At 38.3% G+C, this 19,747-nt stretch carries 21 protein-coding genes and 2 pseudogenes; 15 read left to right on the top strand and 8 right to left on the bottom strand.

Features of this window, described 5'->3' with window-relative positions:
• Window positions 1–80 precede the first annotated feature (80 nt).
• From tatC to F6K15_RS39010, 3 genes are all read left to right on the top strand, one after another.
• Window positions 81–935 carry a twin-arginine translocase subunit TatC gene (tatC, locus tag F6K15_RS04115; protein ID WP_293057393.1) on the top strand — a complete coding sequence of 285 codons (855 nt, stop codon included), beginning with the start codon at window positions 81–83 and terminating at the stop codon, window positions 933–935.
• A gap of 84 nt (window positions 936–1,019) precedes the next feature.
• Window positions 1,020–1,157, top strand: coding sequence for a hypothetical protein (locus F6K15_RS39015; RefSeq protein WP_375341045.1), 138 nt, complete (start codon window positions 1,020–1,022; stop codon window positions 1,155–1,157).
• A 110-nt stretch (window positions 1,158–1,267) separates the two neighbouring features.
• Window positions 1,268–1,459 (top strand): zinc ribbon domain-containing protein, encoded by a 192-nt coding sequence (locus F6K15_RS39010; RefSeq protein ID WP_375341044.1) that lies wholly within the window; start codon window positions 1,268–1,270, stop codon window positions 1,457–1,459.
• Window positions 1,460–1,705: 246 nt separating this feature from the next.
• Here F6K15_RS39010 and F6K15_RS04105 read toward each other — a convergent pair whose 3' ends face one another.
• Entirely contained in the window at window positions 1,706–1,936 is a 231-nt protein-coding gene (locus F6K15_RS04105; protein ID WP_293057390.1) for a hypothetical protein, read from the bottom strand.
• 107 nt (window positions 1,937–2,043) lie between these two features.
• A complete protein-coding gene (locus F6K15_RS04100) occupies window positions 2,044–3,516 on the bottom strand; it encodes a mechanosensitive ion channel domain-containing protein (protein WP_293057387.1) in 1,473 nt (490 codons plus the stop codon).
• A 64-nt stretch (window positions 3,517–3,580) separates the two neighbouring features.
• On the opposite strand from F6K15_RS04100, the gene F6K15_RS04095 reads away from it, so the two are divergent.
• From F6K15_RS04095 to F6K15_RS04085, 3 genes are all read left to right on the top strand, one after another.
• Window positions 3,581–3,865, top strand: coding sequence for an aldo/keto reductase (locus F6K15_RS04095; protein ID WP_293057384.1), 285 nt, complete (start codon window positions 3,581–3,583; stop codon window positions 3,863–3,865).
• Window positions 3,866–4,418: 553 nt separating this feature from the next.
• Window positions 4,419–4,661 (top strand): aldo/keto reductase, encoded by a 243-nt coding sequence (locus F6K15_RS04090; protein WP_363267237.1) that lies wholly within the window; start codon window positions 4,419–4,421, stop codon window positions 4,659–4,661.
• Between the two features lie 280 nt (window positions 4,662–4,941).
• Window positions 4,942–5,097 (top strand): hypothetical protein, encoded by a 156-nt coding sequence (locus F6K15_RS04085; RefSeq protein ID WP_293057381.1) that lies wholly within the window; start codon window positions 4,942–4,944, stop codon window positions 5,095–5,097.
• 19 nt (window positions 5,098–5,116) lie between these two features.
• On the opposite strand, the gene F6K15_RS04080 is transcribed toward F6K15_RS04085, so the two are convergent.
• Window positions 5,117–5,434, bottom strand: coding sequence for a DUF3067 family protein (locus F6K15_RS04080; RefSeq protein WP_293057501.1), 318 nt, complete (start codon window positions 5,432–5,434; stop codon window positions 5,117–5,119).
• A 197-nt stretch (window positions 5,435–5,631) separates the two neighbouring features.
• Here F6K15_RS04080 and F6K15_RS38105 point away from each other — a divergent pair, with 197 nt between their 5' ends.
• From F6K15_RS38105 to F6K15_RS04055, 9 genes and pseudogenes are all read left to right on the top strand, one after another.
• Entirely contained in the window at window positions 5,632–5,820 is a 189-nt protein-coding gene (locus tag F6K15_RS38105; RefSeq protein ID WP_363267235.1) for a helix-turn-helix domain-containing protein, read from the top strand.
• Between the two features lie 170 nt (window positions 5,821–5,990).
• The gene (locus F6K15_RS38100) at window positions 5,991–6,134 is read left to right on the top strand and encodes a hypothetical protein (RefSeq protein WP_363267233.1); all 144 of its coding nucleotides are present in this window, start codon (window positions 5,991–5,993) and stop codon (window positions 6,132–6,134) included.
• A gap of 120 nt (window positions 6,135–6,254) precedes the next feature.
• Window positions 6,255–6,536 carry a transposase gene (locus tag F6K15_RS38095; protein WP_363267231.1) on the top strand — a complete coding sequence of 94 codons (282 nt, stop codon included), beginning with the start codon at window positions 6,255–6,257 and terminating at the stop codon, window positions 6,534–6,536.
• Window positions 6,537–6,618: 82 nt separating this feature from the next.
• A complete protein-coding gene (locus F6K15_RS38090) occupies window positions 6,619–6,753 on the top strand; it encodes a hypothetical protein (protein ID WP_363267254.1) in 135 nt (44 codons plus the stop codon).
• Window positions 6,695–6,835, top strand: coding sequence for a zinc ribbon domain-containing protein (locus F6K15_RS38085; protein ID WP_363267229.1), 141 nt, complete (start codon window positions 6,695–6,697; stop codon window positions 6,833–6,835). The genes F6K15_RS38090 and F6K15_RS38085 overlap by 59 nt, the downstream gene beginning before the upstream one ends.
• A gap of 1,203 nt (window positions 6,836–8,038) precedes the next feature.
• Window positions 8,039–8,578 (top strand): cytochrome b6-f complex iron-sulfur subunit, encoded by a 540-nt coding sequence (gene petC / locus F6K15_RS04070; RefSeq protein ID WP_293057378.1) that lies wholly within the window; start codon window positions 8,039–8,041, stop codon window positions 8,576–8,578.
• Between the two features lie 379 nt (window positions 8,579–8,957).
• On the top strand, window positions 8,958–9,947 hold the full coding sequence (gene petA, locus F6K15_RS04065) for a cytochrome f (RefSeq protein ID WP_293057375.1): 990 nt from the start codon (window positions 8,958–8,960) through the stop codon (window positions 9,945–9,947).
• A 220-nt stretch (window positions 9,948–10,167) separates the two neighbouring features.
• Window positions 10,168–11,320, top strand: a pseudogene (locus F6K15_RS04060) (RNA-guided endonuclease InsQ/TnpB family protein).
• A 697-nt stretch (window positions 11,321–12,017) separates the two neighbouring features.
• Window positions 12,018–13,760, top strand: coding sequence for an iron uptake porin (locus F6K15_RS04055; protein ID WP_293057373.1), 1,743 nt, complete (start codon window positions 12,018–12,020; stop codon window positions 13,758–13,760).
• A gap of 433 nt (window positions 13,761–14,193) precedes the next feature.
• Here F6K15_RS04055 and F6K15_RS04050 read toward each other — a convergent pair whose 3' ends face one another.
• The 5 genes and pseudogenes from F6K15_RS04050 to F6K15_RS04020 form a co-directional block, all read right to left on the bottom strand.
• Window positions 14,194–15,717 carry a HEPN domain-containing protein gene (locus tag F6K15_RS04050; RefSeq protein WP_293057371.1) on the bottom strand — a complete coding sequence of 508 codons (1,524 nt, stop codon included), beginning with the start codon at window positions 15,715–15,717 and terminating at the stop codon, window positions 14,194–14,196.
• Window positions 15,718–16,201: 484 nt separating this feature from the next.
• Window positions 16,202–17,353, bottom strand: a pseudogene (locus F6K15_RS39005) (RNA-guided endonuclease InsQ/TnpB family protein).
• Window positions 17,354–17,456: 103 nt separating this feature from the next.
• Window positions 17,457–18,800 carry a diguanylate cyclase domain-containing protein gene (locus F6K15_RS04030; protein WP_293057362.1) on the bottom strand — a complete coding sequence of 448 codons (1,344 nt, stop codon included), beginning with the start codon at window positions 18,798–18,800 and terminating at the stop codon, window positions 17,457–17,459.
• Between the two features lie 96 nt (window positions 18,801–18,896).
• Complete coding sequence (locus F6K15_RS04025) at window positions 18,897–19,289, bottom strand: response regulator (RefSeq protein WP_293057359.1); 393 nt, start codon at window positions 19,287–19,289, stop codon at window positions 18,897–18,899.
• A gap of 29 nt (window positions 19,290–19,318) precedes the next feature.
• Window positions 19,319–19,588, bottom strand: a complete 270-nt coding sequence (locus F6K15_RS04020) for a sensor histidine kinase (RefSeq protein ID WP_293057356.1) — start codon at window positions 19,586–19,588, stop codon at window positions 19,319–19,321.
• Window positions 19,589–19,747 lie beyond the last annotated feature (159 nt).

Genomic DNA, 19,747 nt, shown 5'->3' with positions numbered 1-19,747 from the left:
TTACTGAATCTCGGTACAATGGTCTACACTGTGGAAAATAGGAACTTTATATATAGATAAATCTAAAATCAAAAACAGATATGACACCTCCAGAAACTAACACTCCTCCAGAGGGTTCAGATAATCATAATTTAGCACCTGTAAGCTTGAAAGAGCCTGAAGTTAAGCCGAATAATACAGATCGAGTAGGCGATCGCCAAGATTTAGAAGAAGATGATTATCTCGATCGATCTCCTGATGATGTGGAAATGTCTATATTTGACCATCTCGAAGAGTTACGGATGCGAATATTTTATTCTCTAATAGCAGGAGTAGTAGGTATTATCGGTTGCTTCGTTGTAGTTAAACCTATTGTCCAATTCCTAGAAGTTCCTGCCCAAGGAGTAAAGTTTCTCCAACTGGCTCCAGGAGAATATTTTTTTGTAACTATTAAAGTAGCTGCTTATAGTGGTTTTCTTTTGGCAAGTCCTTTTATACTTTATCAAATAGTTAAGTTTGTTCTACCAGGTCTAACTATTAGAGAAAGAAGATTTCTCGGACCGATTTTTTTAGGTTCTACAGTTTTATTTGGATTGGGATTAGTATTTGCTTATTTTGCAATTGTACCAGCAGCTTTGAAGTTTTTTATTAGTTACGGCTCGGAAGTAGTAGAACAAGCTTGGTCAATTGAACAATATTTTGAATTTGTATTGCTATTAATGTTTAGTACGGCATTAGCATTTCAAATTCCGATTCTGCAATTATTGTTAGGTATTTCAGGAATTGTTTCTTCTCAACAAATGTTTTCTGGCTGGAGATATGTATTGTTAGGTGCAGCAGTTTTAGGAGCAGTTTTAACTCCTTCAACTGACCCTTTAACTCAAAGTTTATTAGGTGGAGCAGTAGTTGCTCTTTATCTAAGTGGTAGTTTTGTCGTAAAGTTGATAGGACGTTAACGAAGTCAGAAATCAGAAGTCAGAAGCGAGTGTGTAATTCTGAGGTCTCCTCAGAATGTAAGACATGTAAAAGCTGTCAAAGCTGTGGCTAAACAACATAAAAAGGTAGCTGACAAGCGTAAAGACTTTCACTTCAAAACAGCCAATGAATTGTTATTAAAAGCGGATGTTATTGCCCACGTAGACGCGGAGCGGCGTGCCGGAGGCAAACTTAAACATTAAAGGGCAAGCATTGACCCGTTTGAGTAAATCAATTAACGATGCAATTTGGGGGCCAATTTCTAACTTTTTAACTGTCAAAGCTGTTAGCGCAGCTCCTCCGCAGGAGGAAAATGCTGGAGGGGAAAACCATAGCAGTGAACCCCAAAAATACTAGCCAAGACTGCTCAAATTGTGGGGAAAAAGTCCCTAAAGAATTAAACATACGAACTCATTCTTGTCCGCATTGCGGTATTGTAATAGACCGCGACTTAAATGCTGCGATAAATATCAAAAATAGGGCGGTAGGACCCAGACGTCCTTAAAGCACGCGCTTGCCCGATGGGATACCGGGGCTACGAAACTAGAAGCCCACACTATAGCATCAGCTTAGTGTGGGAGATGTCACTAAGGAGATATTCAAAAAATTCAAAATCTTTGTCTGATAAGGATTTGGGTATCTAGGTAACTACCCTATAATAACCAGATTTGTTATAGCATCATGTCTGCACTTTATCGTTTGTGTAAACTCAAGGGTGAATATCTACAGGAAATTTAGGTTTTTTTGTTGCTCAATAGTCTTTGTCCCTCTTCCTTCTTCCCTCTTCCTTCTTCAAGCTTTGATTATTTAGGGCTTGCTGATTAATTCTAAAAGTATTGATATATAAAGGTTTGAGTACTGTGAGGGTCAAATTGCAGTGCCAGGTATCACGTTGAAAACCCTCAAAAAGCTCGTATTTTAGGCGCATAGTTGGGCAGAAAAATCCCAAATTGACAATTGTTACTCCTACCTCCTCGCTCATTCCCCGTTCCTCCTGTCTTCCCCTCCACGGTCGGGGCCTGCGGGTGGGTTGTCTCCTGTCTCCTGTATCCTACCCCTACAAAAAGACTTTCCATACGCAAGCCCTATTTAAATATCAAATAAAGTATAAATTCGATTCCGAATCCAAATCATTGCTGTTTCTTGGGAATTTTCTTGGTTATCAAGTAATCCTAAGTTTTTTAAAGTCTCTAAACGTCGGGATAATTCTTCAGAAATTTTGTCTGCTAGTCTTTGGTGTTTTGCCAAAAGATTGTGTAAATTGTCTCGGTCTACTACAAATAAAATTGTATCTTCTGTGGCACGAAGACTCGCTGTACGAGTAATCCCTAATATTAGTGACATTTCTCCAATAAATTCTCCTGCATATCTAGTTGTTATATACTTATTTGCTTTTTCTGAAAAGACTTCTACCGACCCTGAAAGAATAATATAAAATGAGTCTCCTGACTCTCCCTCTAAACAGATTATTTCACCGCGAGGAACAATTTTTCTATATCCATTTTCAATGATGTCTCGTAGTTCAATATTATTACAATTATGGAAATAACTAATCTGTCGTAATAAATCTCGTAAATTCCATTTTGAAGGATTTTGCTGAGTTTTTGCTATATTTTTGACTAAGGAAGTTGAAAGGTTTTTTTGATCTTTTACAACAGTTGTTGACTCGGTTTTTTTATGTGTTTGAATTAAATCATTAATCTGGCGAATATGTAAATCTCTTTGGGGAAAAGGAATAGAAATATTCCGATAACGTAATTCTGAATCTATTAAAAAGTTTAAAGAACTTGTGATTGAATCTATAAGAGGAGGATATTTAATCCAGACTAATAGTTCAAAATTTAAGGCACTATCTCCGAACCCTTTAAACCAAACTTTTGGTGAAGGATTTGATAAAACTTTTTTTTCTTTTCTAGCTGCATCTAAAAGTGCTTCTGTTACTAAGATTGTATCGCTACCATAGGCAACACCAATAGGAATATGTAGGCGAGATGTCGAATCTTTATGACTCCAATTAATAATATTTTGTTCTACTAAAAAATTATTAGGAATAATCACAAAAATACCATCAATAGTTCGGATTACAGTTGAACGAATTGAGGTTTTTTCTACTATTCCTGATAAATCATCAACTTCGATAAAATCTCCGATTTTAATTGGTTGAGCAATCAAAATTGTTAAACCACTAACAAAATTACTAATAATATTTTTCATGCCAATACCAATGCCAATACTTAAAGCACCAGCAATTACAGTAATTGAGGTTAAGTCAATGCCCGCATTATGAAGCACTATTAAGATACCAGCTATTGTAATTATGTAATTAATAATGGCAGCGATGGCTTCTCTTGTACCTTTTTTGATTCCTAAATTAACTAATATCCATTCTTTCATCCACTTTTTTATTGTGCGGGAGAAAAATACTACTAAAACAATTAAGAAAATTATTTCAGTAATATTCTTGATGGAAAATGATTGATTTCCTAACTCAAATAGTTTTATTTGAAAGATTTGAACCAATAAACTAAATACATTTTTTATTTCTATAAATATCCAATTCATGCTAAACCCAGTTTACTTAATAAATGAGGAAAAATTAAATTATAAATTAAATTGGAGAATCAAAATGGAAATCCGTAAATTAGGTAGTCAGGGACTAGAAGTTTCAGCTCTCGGACTGGGGTGCATGGGAATGTCAGAGTTTTACCGTGGACGTAATGAACAAGAAGCGATCGCTACAATTCACCGCGCTTTTGAACTGGGGGTAACCCTACTTGATACTGCTTGGAGTCGCGAACCTGAAGATGAAATCTTACCCACTGTGCGTGAGTTAGGTATTGGCTTTGTGGCTTACAGTCCTCTAGGTCATGGCTTTTTGTTTGAGACTCTCAGCTTTCGACCACGCTCGTAGGGAAAGTTTAAGCAACGTCTTGATCGGGATAACGATTCCCCTGGTCTGCATATCCTGGAGTAATGTTCAGCATATGCAGACCAGGGGAGGCATTGCTCTTAGCCGTGAAACCGAAATTGTATTAAGCCAAAACGCACTTGCCTGGGTAAGTAGACTCAAATCGAGAGTAAGAGACTCTTGCCCGTGAAAAATCTCCAGGTATAAAGCCGAAGAGTAGCGAAAACTGAGGCGCTACAAGGGTGGACAAACCTTGAAATATAGGTGTGAAATTAGGTGTAACCAACCTTGAATAATCCTGCAATGTTAGGAGCCGTGTGAGCTGGAAACTCTCACGCACGGTTTTGTAGTATAGCGCTGTGCGCAGGCAACAGCTCATCTGGCAACAGGCAACAGGAGGAATAAAAAACCGATATTGTAAGACTTTTAGCTATTGGACAGTTCTTGTAATTTGTAAATATGCCAGTGCACATTGCTATAGAGGTGAGGGATAGCGATATCCCCATCGACTACATCAGAAGGAAGAAGAAGAACTGGAGTTGAAGGAGAAAGTTTTTTGATCACGCTCTTATCCGAACATGATATAACACCTGTTCAACTCGTGATCGCCTGGTTACTCGCTCAAGGGAATGATATTGTACCGATTCCTGGAACTAAGCGACGCAAATATTTAGAAGAAAATTTAGTTGCTGTCAATATTATTTTGACTCCAGAGGAACTCAAACAAATTGAAGCCGTAGCACCCCAGGGAGTAGCTGCCGGCGATCGCTACCCTGACATGAGCCAAGTTAATCGTTAGTTGACACTCTATTCCCATCAGAGCAAATATAGATTCTAAAAAACCTTCAGTTTGACATCCAGCCAAGCTAAACAAAGAAGAAAGTGTTGCCATCAATTCAATAGCCACATTACTTTAGGTATTTGATGCTCCCTTGCGTCCTGTTTTCGTAATTGTTGAGCCATTGTGCTATTACCTCTAGACTCAGTCAAAATGTCAGATTTCCTTGTTCCTTTAGAGAGGCATCATACTCAGACTAATTTTTGACCTTGTACTGAGACTGAATATTTGTCAAAATTTAGTGGGCAAATTAATTCTAGCAGTGACAAACTTGCCACCACGTCAAGTCGCTAACTTTATATCTGAGGTCTTAGTTTTAGGTGTGGTAATGGATAATGGAGAAGTTGCTCTAATACACCCAGATAGAGATGTGCTACCAGGCCGAAGAATCTTGTAGTGTTTTGAACACCCTCTAGTTAAAATTCTTCCACCATCCATTCTGAAGCTCTCTCACCTAAGTCTAGAGGAATACTAACTGCCTTACCTAGTCTAGGTCTTTCTTTCGTATTCTCAATGTAGTTCTTAACAGTTTCTACAGCACCAAAACCATTTATATAGGTAGCTATTGCATCTAGATGGGCCAAATAATCTACTTCTGTCATCGGAAAAGATACTTGTTCAAGGTACTTCCACATCACCTGCACAAATATTTTGCCTTTTGTCCGCCGTAGTTGAATATCATAAGACTTACCCCACTTATCCAGTAATAGTTGATGTAATTCCTTGCCAGTTATCATATATTTTAGATTTTAGATTTTAGCTAAACCGTCGAGAAGCCTCACACCATAATTTTAAAGAGGAGTGTGAGATGAATCGGCGGCCAATTGAATGGGTTCAATGCCCATTCAATGGGTAAATATCCCAGCAGAAGCTTTCTCTCTGGTTAAAAAACTTGTATATTATATTGCTATAACCCCGGAAATTTTCCACCATGCGCACTGCCTACCAATATAAATTAAGGCCCAACAAAGAACAAGTAGCCACAATAGAAATGTGGTTGGAATTGTTGCGTCGGCAGTACAACTATCGGTTAGGTGAAAGATTCTCATGGTGGTCAGAAAACCGTTGTCCGGTTAATGCTTGCCCCAAGGTAGATGCCAATTCCAAGACTCAGAGATAATCCAGATTATTACTTTCAAAAAAAAGATTTGGTCAATACCAAAGACAAGTTTCCTGACTACAAACTGATTCATTCTCAAGTATTACCGCGATTGCATAAAACGGGTAAAACTTGCCTTTGATAGATGGTTTAAGGCAGACAAAAATGGACATAAATTAGGAAAACCAAGGTTGAATGGAATTGGGCGTTATCGTAGTCTTACTTATCCTCAAATCAAACAAAACTGTATTGAAGAAAATCAAATTAATTTGCCAAAAATAGGCAAGATAAAGTTGATTCAACATCGGCCGTTACCTGATAGTTTTCACTCTTAAACAGTAACAATTAGTCGTAAAGCTGACGGTTATTATGTAACTTTATCCCTAGAAGAAAAATCAGTTCCAGCTTTAACAAGTAAAGTTGAACCTACATTCAAAAACACTCTGGGAATCGATATGGGGTTGAAGGAATTCTTAGTAACAAGTGAAGGAGAATCAGTCCCCATCCCTCAATACTATCGAAAATATCAGCAGCGATTAAAGACTTTACAAAAACGTTTATCTCGTAAAAAGAAAGGTAGCAAAAGATGGTTAAAAGCTGTCAAAGCTGTTGCCAAACAACATAAAAAAGCGGATGCGACCCCGCGACGACGACAGCTCGCTTGCGGAACGCGCACCAAGAAATTGCCGATAAACGTAAAGACTTTCATTTCAAAACAGCCAATGAATTGTTATTAAAAGCAGAAGTAATCGCCCATGTAGACGCGGAGCGGCGTGCCGGAGGCAAACTTAAATATTAAAGGACTAACTAAAGACTCGTTTGAGTAAATCAATTAACGATGCTGGATGGGGACAATTCCTGTCTATTTTGACTGTCAAAGCCGGAAATGCTGGAGGTGAAAACCATAGCAGTGAATCCTCAAAATACCAGCCAAGATTGCTCGAATTGCGGTAAAAAAGTTCCGAAAGAATTAAACATACGAACTCATTCTTGCCCACACTGCGGTATTGTAATAGACCGCGACTTGTTTGCGTAGCATTCCGTAGGAAATGCAGCAATAAATATAAAAAATAGGGCGGTGGGGCATCCCGTCCTTAAAGCACGCGCTTGTCCGATGCAGTGGCAGGACTGCGAAACGAGAAGCCCACACAATAGCGCCAGCAAGCGTGTGGGAGTATGTCACATAGATTATAACTTCTACAGTTTTGAGCTGTAAACACTAAATATAGTGTGGCACTATAGTTTTATTTAGGACTATGTAGTGTTTTTGCGTAAATTTTCAAGCTCAATAGTTAATTTGGGAAAAACTAACTATTTAACAAGTTTATAAAAGTTAAAAATTATACTACATTCAAATGGCAGTCGAAGGAAAGGGCACAAATATATCAAAAGCTTAAAACTCAGACAACACGAAATTTTTCAGTCCTTCGGTCTTTACCTTCTGCTATAAATCTAAATTATCTAGTCAAAGACCTTGCAATCACAACATTTACCGAAAAATTGGGTCTAAAGCCTCCCACTTCTAGCTATGCTTTATAAACACCTTTCTTAATATAAAACTTGACAAAATAGACAAGTTATGTATTTGTCTTAGACCGACTTTTTGAGGAGAAAAGTGTATTGAAAAATACATTTTTTTGAGAACTGTAGATAAGATTTTTGCCCCCCACACTCCCCACAAAGTTTTCAGGAGTTCCTTATAAGGGATAGCCCTTCTAGGGGGACTTTTTTCTTACATAGGAAAAACAATAAAAGTTTAAATAATGTAATAATAATCAGGAAATGGCTTTAAGTTGCAATTTGTTTAACTATTTGAGGGGGTTTGAGGGCAGCTCTAAGTCCCGCGCCAGAATCTACGATTTGGTGTCGGGATATATGGACTTCCCCAAATGGCATAGCTGTCCAGAATGTAAATATGAGGCTGATAGAGACGTAGCTTCACCACAGGAAATCTGTAACCCAGGCTATAAGCAACTTAGTACCCAGGGACTCTGGGGTCAAGAAATAGGCTGTCAAGTCGGGCTATCGGGGACTTTTTGTCTAGACAAGTGGTGCAGGGTAGCAATGTCCAACAGTGATGTTGGAAGCCCGCACTGCATCTCCTAGAGGTCAGTTTCGTGAGGATGTCACCAAGATATTGTAAGCTTGGCTGTAGTCGCAGACTAACAGCAATTATTTTTCGTCTGCACATAATTCAAAAACACCAAACGTAAATTAATAAAAAACACTCAATCTATTCATGGCTCAAGCAGAAGGAACACCAGATGTACCCGATATGGGACGTCGCCAATTTATGAATCTTCTCACCTTTGGTACTGTGACAGGGGTAGCTCTCGGAGCACTCTATCCAGTAGTTAACTACTTTATTCCTCCATCCAGTGGTGGTACAGGTGGTGGGGTGACCGCTAAAGATGCCCTTGGTAACGATATTATTGTTAGTGACTTTGTGGCCAATCACAATCCTGGAGAAAGAACTCTGGCACAAGGTCTCAAGGGAGACCCTACCTATGTAGTTATTGAAGAAGACCAAACTTTGGCTAACTATGGCTTAAATGCAGTTTGTACTCATTTAGGCTGTGTAGTCCCTTGGAATGGTAGTGAAAACAAATTTATTTGTCCCTGCCATGGTTCTCAGTACGATAGTACAGGGAAAGTAGTTAGGGGGCCAGCACCTTTGTCTTTGGCATTAGTCCATGCTAATGTTAGTGATGATAAACTGGTCTTCACCCAATGGGAAGAAACAGACTTCCGCACCGGAGAAAATCCTTGGTGGACTTAAAGAAGCGGTCAGCACTCAGTAGAATCGTTTTTTTTGAACTTGAGAAGGGGAATTTTAACCCCGACTCAACCATCCAGCGTAATAGTTGCTGGGAACTTTTAACCCAGAGCTGAGAGCTAAATGCTAAAAGCTGATAGCTAGTTAAGAGATTTTTGATTGGTAAGCAATCATTCATTAATGGATAATGGATAATGGATAATGGATAATTGATAATTACCTCTGGTTAAAACCGTTCTTGATTGAATATAAGGAATATTGTCTTTTTTTTTCCCCTTAATTAAAAGGGGAGGTTTTAAACCAGAATTATTTAATTATTAATTATTAATTATTCGGTAAATCCAAAATATTTGTAAGATTTTGAGAGAAGACAGAACAACTGATGTCAAAAGTAGACCGAGCGGCAATATTGGGTAGTATGACTAAGGCGATCGCCAAGATGATGGTAGTCGCGATCGCAACTATAGCTCTATTCTTTACCAGTGATATAGTTAATCCCCAGGCAGCAAATGCCTATCCATTCTGGGCGCAGGAAACTGCTCCAGCAACTCCTAGAGAAGCTACAGGTAGAATTGTTTGTGCTAACTGTCACCTTGGTGCTAAACCTACGGAAATAGAAGTACCTCAGTCTGTACTACCAGATACAGTATTTAAGGCTGTTGTAAATGTTCCTTATGATACTGAGGTTCAACAAGTCTTGGGTGATGGTAGTAAAGGTGGCTTAAATGTAGGTGCTGTATTGATGTTGCCTGAAGGCTTCAAAATTGCACCGGAAGATAGAATACCTGAAGAATGGGAAGAAGAGGTTTCTGGTCTCTACTTCCAACCCTACTCTGAAGACCAAGAAAACGTTATTTTAGTTGGACCAATACCTGGAGAAGAATATCAAGAGATTGTTTTCCCGGTTTTATCTCCAGATCCTGCCACTGATAAATCTATCCACTTTGGTAAGTATGCTATTCATGTAGGTGGAAACCGAGGTCGTGGTCAGGTTTATCCTGCTGGTAATAAGAGCAATAATACTGTTTACAACATCTCTGCTAGTGGTAAGATTACTGATATTACTTTTGAAGAGTATGTAGGTAATAATATTACTATTGAAACTACTGATGGTGAGACTGTTGTGGATACTGTGCCTCCAGGTCCAGAACTTTTAGTTGCTGTAGGAGATACTGTTGAAGCAGGTCAAGTTATTACAAATGACCCTAATGTCGGTGGTTTTGGTCAAACAGATATTGAAATTGTGCTGCAAGATGCAAATCGAGTTAAATGGTTGATGGCATTCTTTGCTCTGGTCATGTTAGCTCAGATTCTGTTAGTTCTGAAGAAGAAACAAGTCGAGAAAGTTCAAGCTGCTGAAATGAATTTTTAGGTAGACTGAGTTATTTAGCTGAACAATTTTAATGGGGAGTAAAGCATTAGGAGTGAAGGATAAACTTCGTTTTTAAAGCTTTGCTCCTCATCATATTTTATCTCAACGTTGGTTGAAGACCCGCGCTCTCCCGCAGGGGAGCGTCGCATGGGAAAACCAATCAATGCTGCGGTTTTACAAATAGTCTGTTAAAATGTAAATGTGGAAAAGTAAACAATAGATGGTTGAAAAAGCGTACAAATTTAGGTTTTACCCTACTAAGCAGCAGGAAAGTCTGTTGCGGAGGACTTTGGGTTGTGTACGCTTGGTCTACAATAAAGCTTTAGCACAAAGGACCCAAGCTTGGTATGAGAAACAAGAACGGGTAGGGTATAAGCAAACTTCTGCTATGCTTACTTTATGGAAAAAGCAGGAAGATTTAGATTTTCTTACAGAAGTAAGTAGTGTACCATTACAGCAAGGTTTGAGACATTTACAGAGTGCCTTCTCTAATTTTTTTAGTGGCCGTGCTAAATACCCAAACTTCAAGAAAAAACGGAATGGTGGTAGTGCTGAGTTCACGCTCATCAGCATTTAAGTGGAAAGATGGTCAAGTCTATCTAGCCAAATGTGTTGAACCATTACCTATAAGATGGAGTAGGCAACTACCACAAAACTGTGTACCAACCACAATAACTGTAAAACTTGACCCTTCTGGCAGATGGTCTATATCTTTGAGAGTCAGCGACACTAGAAATTTAAAAATCAAACCAGTACTGAAACAAATAGGTATTGACTTAGGAATTACCAGTTTACTAACTACAAGTGATGGAGAAAAAATTGCCAATCCAAAGAATCTTCAGAAATTACATAAAAAATTGAGGTTAGCAGGGAAGTCTCTATCTAGAAAAACTAAGGGATCTAATAACTATCAAAAAGCTAGGCTGAAATTAGCTAGGATACACGCAAAAATCAAAGATTCAAGGCTTGACTATACCCACAAGCTAACTACTCAGCTAATCAAAGAAAACCAAACGATAGTAGTTGAAGATTTAGCGGTAAAAAACATGGTTAAAAACCATAAGTTAGCAAGGGCAATAAGTGACGCCAACTGGGGGGAATTAGTCAGACAATTAGAATACAAAGCTGAATGGTATGGGCGGGAATTAATTAAGATTGATAGATATTTTCCTAGTTCTAAACGTTGCTCTAATTGTGGACACATAGTAGAAAAATTACCTCTAAGTATTAGAGAGTGGGATTGCCCAGAGTGTGCAGCTCACCATGACAGGGACATAAACGCTTCAGTAAATATTTTGCGGATGGGAACCCGCGTCGGCGACAGACGCAAGCGGTCAGACCCCGCGCCGCCGATAGGCGCAAGGGAATGCTGACCAAGAGAGGGAACGCCCACGCTCGAAGGCTGCGGGAGGAGCAGTGTCAGTCTGTGGAGCGACTGTAAGACCATCTGGGAGTAAATCTCGTTTATGCGGGTGCTATGAAACAGAAAACCCCTAACAGTGATGTTAAGGAATCCCGCGCTGTCTCGTAGAGCAGCGTCGGGAGGATGTCAATAAGAATAATAAGATGTTTACCATTGGTCATTATGCAAAAAAATTGTTTAAAACTTTTAAGGATACAATTTTTTGATCGCGTGACAATAAATTGACCCTATTCCCCTACTTCCCCACTCCCCCACTCCCTTTTTCTCTCGTGACAATAAATTGACCCTGCTCCTGGGAGTGGGAGGGGCGAGGGGTGGGTTGACTCCTGAGGACTCCGTAGTTATTTATTTATCACTGTTTAACCGGACATGATATTAGTGTCGATTACTATATTTTCTTAGATATTGATAATTGAAATATAGTAGACTCACAAGCTTCACCTTGCCAAATAAAAAAATAATAGTAAAATAACTCAATAAGTTATTATCTATTGACAAGCTAGACAAAGCAGTCAGTGCTGATAAACTATGACTTTAATGGTTAATAACGGAGTAAATTCCATTAATAATCAAGAGGTATCAGCAAAAATTAAATGAAAATTATTTTTAATAACTTGGTGAAATGTCAAATATAGTCCTAGTATTTAATGAATAAAACTCTTAATAAAGTTGTAAGATTTAGTCCTAGTATCCTCAGTCTCACCCTACTAATGGCTAATACTGCCCAGGCACTGCCTAACTCACCAGAGAATCAGACATCACCCAAAAATTCTATTGGGGTATCCGACCTAGAATCAAAAAAACCTACTCAGGCATCACCCAAAAATTCCATTGGGGTATCCGACCTAGAATCAGAGACCTCTATTGAAGGGATAACTTCAGGAATTAAAGGGACATCAGACTTAGAAGTAGTAGACCCCATGGGCCAAGTAACATCTGTTTCCCAGTTATCAGATGTCCAACCCACAGATTGGGCTTTTCAAGCTTTACAATCATTAGTAGAACGTTATGGTTGTATCGCAGGTTATCCCGACGGCACATTCAAAGGCAACCGTGCCATGACTCGTTACGAATTTGCAGCAGGTTTAAACGCTTGTTTAGACAGAATTACTGAATTAGTCGCAGCAGCAACCGCAGACTTAGTAACTCGCGACGACCTAGCCGTACTACAAAGGTTGCAAGAAGAATTTGCCGTAGAATTAGCAGAATTGCGCGGTCGTGTAGATGCTTTAGAAGCACGCAGCGCAGAATTAGAAGCCAATCAATTTTCCACTACAACCAAACTAGATGGTGAAATAATATTTTGGTTAACTGATACCTATGGAGAAAGAGCACAAGCTCGGGGAGAAGCATCAGCTAACGATAAAACCGAAACTACTTTGTCTTACCGAATACGTCTGAATTTTGAGACGAGCTTTACTGGAGAAGATTTACTATTTACCCGTCTGCAAGCCACGGATATTCCAGACCTCAGCGGAGAAAACCTTACTAATACCTTAATGACTCTTGCAGGTATTGATGAAGGTGATGGTGATGATACAGTCATCATTGACTTATTCTTCTATAGTTTCCCTGTAGGCGATAAGGCTCAAGTTTTAGTTGGCCCTACTGGAGTAGACCTTGACGACGTTTCCACAGTTTTATCACCTATTCAAGATGAAGGCGACGGCACTATCTCCCGCTTTGGTAGACGTAACCCCACAAGTTTCCGAGGTCCTGCTGGTGCTGGTCTTGGGATTCAATACGCATTTAATGATACCTTTTTACTCGAAGTTGGTTACTTAGCTGCCGAGCCTAGCGACCCCAATGAAGGTGCTGGTTTGTTTAATGGTGACTATAGTGCTTTGGGTCAGCTTATTATTGAGCCTAACCCAAACTTGTCTTTTGGTCTGGGTTATGTTCGCAAGTATTGGGGTAAAGATGCTGTTGATGTGAGTGCAGCTACAGGTAGTTTTAAGGCTCAAGATCCTTTTGATGGTACTCCTACTACTGCTGATAACGTTGGGTTTCAAGCTAATTGGAGGGTAAATGACAAGATTGAAGTGGGTGGTTGGTTTGGTACTACTTGGGCTCGTCCTGAAACTGACGACGGTGATGATGATGACGTTACTATTATTAATGGAATGTTTTATGTTGCTTTTCCAGATTTGTTTAAGGAAGGTAATATGGGCGGTATTATGGTAGGGGTTCCTCCTATTGTTACTGATGGGGGTGATGATGATTCACTCAAGGATGATGATACTTCTATACATATAGAGGCTATTTATCGCTTCCAACTTAATGATAATATCTCTGTTACTCCTGGTTTGTTTGTGATTACTAATCCGAATCACGATGATTTTAATGATACTATTTGGGTGACAACATTACGGACTACTTTTAGGTTTTAACTGGAATGGAGTAGGGGAGTGAGGGAGAATTCAACAATTAATAATTAATAATTAATTATTAATTATTAGGGTTTGCTGATTAACTATAAAAGCATTGATAGATATAAGTTTTATCCTTCTGAGATTCCCCAAAAGTGTGCTTGTTTTAGTCTAAAATGTTCAAAAAGGAGCACATTTTGGGCAAATCAAGAACAGAAAAATTGAGGGAAAATTCTTACTTCTATCTCCTCTAAATTCCTCTGTTTCTCCTGACTCCTGACTCCTACCCCCCACTAATACCAAATTGCACAATTCCTATCATAATGTTGTACCACATTAATCACAGAATATGCTATAAGTTTTGTAGTTTTGTAGGTTTGGTTTAGGAACGATCTTCGTAGCTTATCCACAAAATAAACCCCACAAATGCACTTTAATATCGCTGTTCTATAATTTATTTTATTTTAGGTGGAGGTATTTTTAATGTTTCCAATAGACAGACTTCTAGAATTATTTTTAACTTTGTTGTAAGTAGTGTTAAATCTGAATCTGTCACAATATATTTACTTTTTATTTTGTTTGTTTTACTCGTAGGATGCGTTAAACTCCCTCTTGTATCTCTGACTTGTTTAACAAATTTATCCTTGGCATCTGAATTTTCAAATAATCTGTCAGGTAAACAACTAGAAATTTTTTCATCCTTAAACAAATTTTCCAATCTTTCTTTTAAAGAAAACTCATTCCAGTATTTTGTTTTATTTAAAAGAGATTCGTGATATTCCTCCTTAACTTTATGCTTTTTTAGCTCTGCTGAAAAAACTTTTTTCAGTTCCTCTCTAATATTATCAAAAACTGAATCGTCGCAATATTTTCCATTATGATGAATCCGATGAAATCCCTCAATTGCTTGAGCAAAACTCAAGAATAAGTCTTTAGTATGACGTATTGGCGTGTAATAAACTCTCATATAAATTTCTAGAATAGAACCTAGTGTTTCGCTAATATCTTTCCAAGATTCTAAAATTATTTGAGAATTCTCTTGTATATCTGTAAAGCGAAACAGAATTTGATTTTCTTCAAAAAAGGGTCTATAGATTTGAGCTGAAATATTTTGATAGAAAATTTTAATCGGATAATATTTCTCTACTTCCTTTTTACTTACCTGTTGACCTAAAAAAATTAGCTTTTCGGAATTTTCTATTTCCATAAATATTTGCCTCGGAAAATCATATTCCATTGATGTTCCTGAAACACATGATTCAATAGTGTCTGGCAAAATAATTTGCCCACAAGCAAAGGTTAAAAATTCTTGAAAAAGGTCAATAACTTTTATGAATTCATCAAGATTTTTAGGGGTATTTGCTTTGAACAAAATCTTTTTCCGTTCTTCCAGTTGAAGCTTGGTAGTGTCTAATCCCAAAAACTTAAAAAACTGTAACTTCTCTGGCGTAAGCCATGGTATATCTAAAATACTAATAGAGAATTCATTCAATTTACCAATTTCAATTGGTTCTTGTATCGTTTGTTTGACATTTATTTCTCTATAGCAATTTGGATTACTGGAACTGGGTGTAGCCTTAATTTCAACATTTGGTAAATTAACCCATTTTTCTAATTGCGTATATCGCACAATTAAAGCCGTAAATTGAATATCTTCTAATGCAGAAAAATGGTAGCCCTTAATAATAATATCGGGATATATTTCGCTAGTCTGTATTCCTGTCTTAATCTCTTTCCTCTGTGAAGAGTTACACAAAGTTACTGCTTCTGATTTACCAGGGGCAGAAACAAGCCAACCATTAATAATTGGATATGTTAGGGGATTATCAAATTTTGCTTCGATGCTCTCAAATTGTTTCAATTCTCCTACCAACTTGAGTAGAGGTATTTTTTCTGGTGAAAAACTCAATGTTCCAGTGATTTCTCTCTCTGGAGTTTCTGGTAAAAACCATATTCCATTTGTCTCAAAATTATTCACTTTTACTCTCTTTCAAGATTTTTTAATTAGGGTTTGCTGAATAAAGTTATAGCGCTGTGCGCAGGCAACAGCTCATCTGGGGGAATAAATTGCTGATAATATAAGGCTTTTAGCTATTGGACACCTCCTGCAATTTGTAAATATGCCAGCGCACATTGCTATAAAAGTCAGGATAGCTTACGGTAATTGAGCTTTTTATATTCAGTTTATCTCTAAGTTTATGGCTCTTATTGGCATCAATTTACTGAAATTTTCTGCTGAAAATCAAGAAAATTTCTTCACATAAAATGGTCGAAACCGTTGCCTGTTCCCCCACAAATCGACCCGTCTCCGCGTCTCCACGTCCCCGTGTCTTACTCCCACCAGCCAATTTTTTCAGCAGACCCTAATTAGTCCTACTGCTTCATAAAACTGATATAAAACGTCACATAGCGTGATATTTTAATGTTTACTTCCTGCTTCCACTGAGACCGTCGGCAGCTACTCATCCACAGGCATTGACGGTCAAGCCGACCGCATTTGTTAAATTTATACTGGCGTTTAAATCTCTATCCATTGATAAGCCACATTCAGGGCAATCATAAGTTCTCAGATTTAATGGCATATCTTGAACGTGACCACAGTTTGAGCAAGTCTTTGACGATGGAAAAAATCTATCTACTACTACTTATTCACTTCCGTACCATTCGCATTTATATTTAAGCTGTCGCCTAAACTCATAAAATCACTATCTGCTAACTGATTTTAGCTAGCTTATGATTAGCCAACATTCCGCGAACGTTCAAATCTTCTATGACAACACTGCCGTGATTCAAGGCTTGCGTAAGTTGTCAGTTGATCAAGTGCATCTTTGCGGATATTAGCTACTCGTCTATGCTGCGATCGCTAACTTGATTACAGCTTTGTACCAATTCTTTGAATACTTGAGTTTTCGACTAACTTGACGTTGCAACTTAGTCAGTTTTTTCTCAGCTTTTCTATATGGTTTTATGCTAGGAAACACCTTACCATCACTTAAAGTGGCTAAGGTTTTTACACCTAAATCTACACCTATAACATCAGTTTTTTTGGGTATGGTGTGAGGATGAAATTCAAAGCTAAAGCTAATATACCAATCTCCTGCTTGCCTACTAATAGTTATTTTTTGAACTGTTGCCTCACTCTTGTTCATAAGTTTTGACCATACCAATAAAAGGTAATTTATGATTCCATCCGTTTAATTCTATTGGCTTTCCACTGGTTTTCAATTGTGTTTGCGTTTGCGTAGCATCCCGTAGGGAAGCATTCCGAAGGAAATGAATCAGACCTACCTTTCTTCTTAAATCTTGGATATTTACCTAATCCTTTAAAGAACCTTTTAAACGCTTCAGATAAGTTGATAAAAGCATATTGATAAACTTTAGACGACAAGTTTTTCATCCAGGGATAAAGAGGTTTTGTGTGATTGGTAAACACATCTCTGAGCTTACGTTTGCGCAGCATTCCGCAGGAAGCGTTTGGCTTGAAACCATCCTTGTAAGCAGCATTCCACAAACCTTTTACCCCAGTTATAGCACCATCGAGAGTAGCCCGCGTGTTGAGCCATCAGAGTTTTCTGCTTATTATTTAATTTGAGTTTGGTTCTAATGGATTTCATGTACGAGTTAGCGCAGCCTGTCTAAAAGTATGCTTAAATACGTATTATATCGTTATTCTTTGATTAAGTCAATGCTCCCCCACTCCCCCACTCAAGAAAGAGCTTAACCTAGCTTTTCGGTAAGTTGCTCTAAACTAGAATAATTGTTGCGCCCAGATTTTTTGGCGTGGTACAACGCTCGATCGGCACTCCGGAGTAATGTGCCACTATCTAAACCATCATCAGGATACACTGCTATTCCAATGCTAACTGTGGCATGAATACGATGGCCTTCCAGAATAAATTCGGGTTGCAGAGCTGTAACTAATCTATGAGCAATCTCTCCGGCATCCTTTCGAGAGCGAATTTGGGGCAAGACGATCGCAAATTCATCTCCTCCCCAACGCGCGATCAAATCAACTTCCCTGAGACAGCTGACAAGACGCTTAATAACACCCTGTAACAATAGGTCTCCTACTGAGTGACCGAATGTATCATTAACTTCCTTAAACCGATCTAAATCAAGAAACATCATTGCCATGGTTTCTGAGTGATAAGCTGCATAGGTTAGGGCTTCGGAAAGTTTCTGATCGAATAAAGCTCGATTCGGGAGGTTAGTGAGAGGATCATGCAATGCTTGATGTTTAAAGGTTTCTTCTGTTCGCTTTTCTTGAGTTACATCTCGGAAACTCCATACCTGCCCGACAATTTTACCTGCCAACTGTTGAGGCTGTAAATAATACTCAATCACATTACCATTTTTTAATCTTAATAAATCCCGTTTTTTGATATTCTCTTCCATAAGTAATGCTTGAAAGGCGATCGCATCTGCTTCTATTAATGGTTCTAAAATCAAATCAACTAACTTTTGGCTATCATCCGTTGAGGTTGAGGCAGGCAAATTCCAAATTGCAGCAAACTTTTGATTAAAACTGACCACTTTTCCGGCAAAGTCCAAAACCAGAACTCCATCAATTGTTGCTTCTAAACTCGCTAATAGTAATGATAAAGAGCTTTCTAACTTGGCATTAATTTCCTTGAGTAGCGTATTTTGATAAGCAAGTTGTTGTTCTTGCTCAAAGCTTCGCAAGGCTTCAGCAACTGTGAGAATTAAATCCGTTTCATCCCAAGGTTTACGGATATAGCGGTATAAAGCGGCAGCATTGACAACATTCCCTACTGAATCAGCATCAGCTTGCCCAGTCAGCATGATTTTTAACATTTTGGGATAAAGGTTGTGGAGTTGAATCAACAATGTATCCCCTTCCATTCCTTGCATCCGTTGATCGGAAATCACTAGAGGAATTTCTAAACCTTCTGCTGTCAATTCTGCACAGAGTGAAAGTGCTTCTGCACCACTATTGGCTAACTCAATTTCATAGTTTTTACCAAAATAGCGCTTGAGTTGTTGTCCCAAAGTTGTAAGTATTGTCCACTCATCGTCAACACAAATAATTGCTGCTTTCATTTTCTAAAGCTGTAGTGGGTTTTAATTTTTATTTTAAAGGCCCGACACCCTTTGTTAAATATGCTATTCTCATTTCAAAACTAAATGCTGAACAGCTTAGCGATTTAAAGCTTTACTAATAATTTGCTGCAATTGTTCTTCTGTCCAGGGTTTATGGATGCAAGCATAAAGGTTGGCTTGTTCTCTAGCTCGCTCAATGGCGGCTTCGTCAGCTTGTCCGGTCAGCATCACGGTAACTACGTTTGGAAAACGTTGATGTACCTGGGTTAAAAATACATCACCTTTGACATTAGGCATCAGCCAATCAGAAACAATGGCCAGAATTTTAATGTCTTCCTCTTCTAACTCATCAATTACAACCCATGCTTCTTCAGCACTTTGAGCAACCTCATAAATATACTTATTGCCGAAGCAACGTTGTAGTTGTTCCTTGAGAACCTTGAGAATAGGCATTTCATCATCTACACAGAGAATGGCTGTATCACACATACTTTAATCTTGCTCCACAGATTAAAAAGTTAAGGAGAACTAATAGGTAACTGTATACAGAATAATGTATATCCTGGTTTACTGTCCACTGTAATCTTTCCTTGATGTTTGTTAATTATTTTCTGACAAATGTGGAGTTCCAAACCACTTCCCTCACCTGCTGACTTGGTGGTGAAAAAGGCATCAAATATTTTGGACTCCACTTCTGGCGGTATTCCCAACCCGGTGTCCTGAATACTCACCTGAATGCCATTTTCCTGTTTCTGAGTGGCAATGGTTAGTGTCCCTCCAGATTCCATGGCTTGAATGGCAATGATATAGTAATTCTATGTTCAGTTATAATTTTTTGGTGTATGATGATTTTTCCACAACCAATTTAATATTTTTATGGCAATATTAATAGTTGCAAAATTTGAAGTGGTGGGGAAAATTTAGATTTTAATGAAGTTGTGGAAGAT

It is taken from the genome of Okeania sp. SIO2B3, from assembly GCF_010672525.1.
Taxonomy (GTDB): Bacteria; Cyanobacteriota; Cyanobacteriia; order Cyanobacteriales; family Microcoleaceae; genus Okeania.
This window is presented reverse-complemented; position numbering and strand designations above follow the sequence as displayed.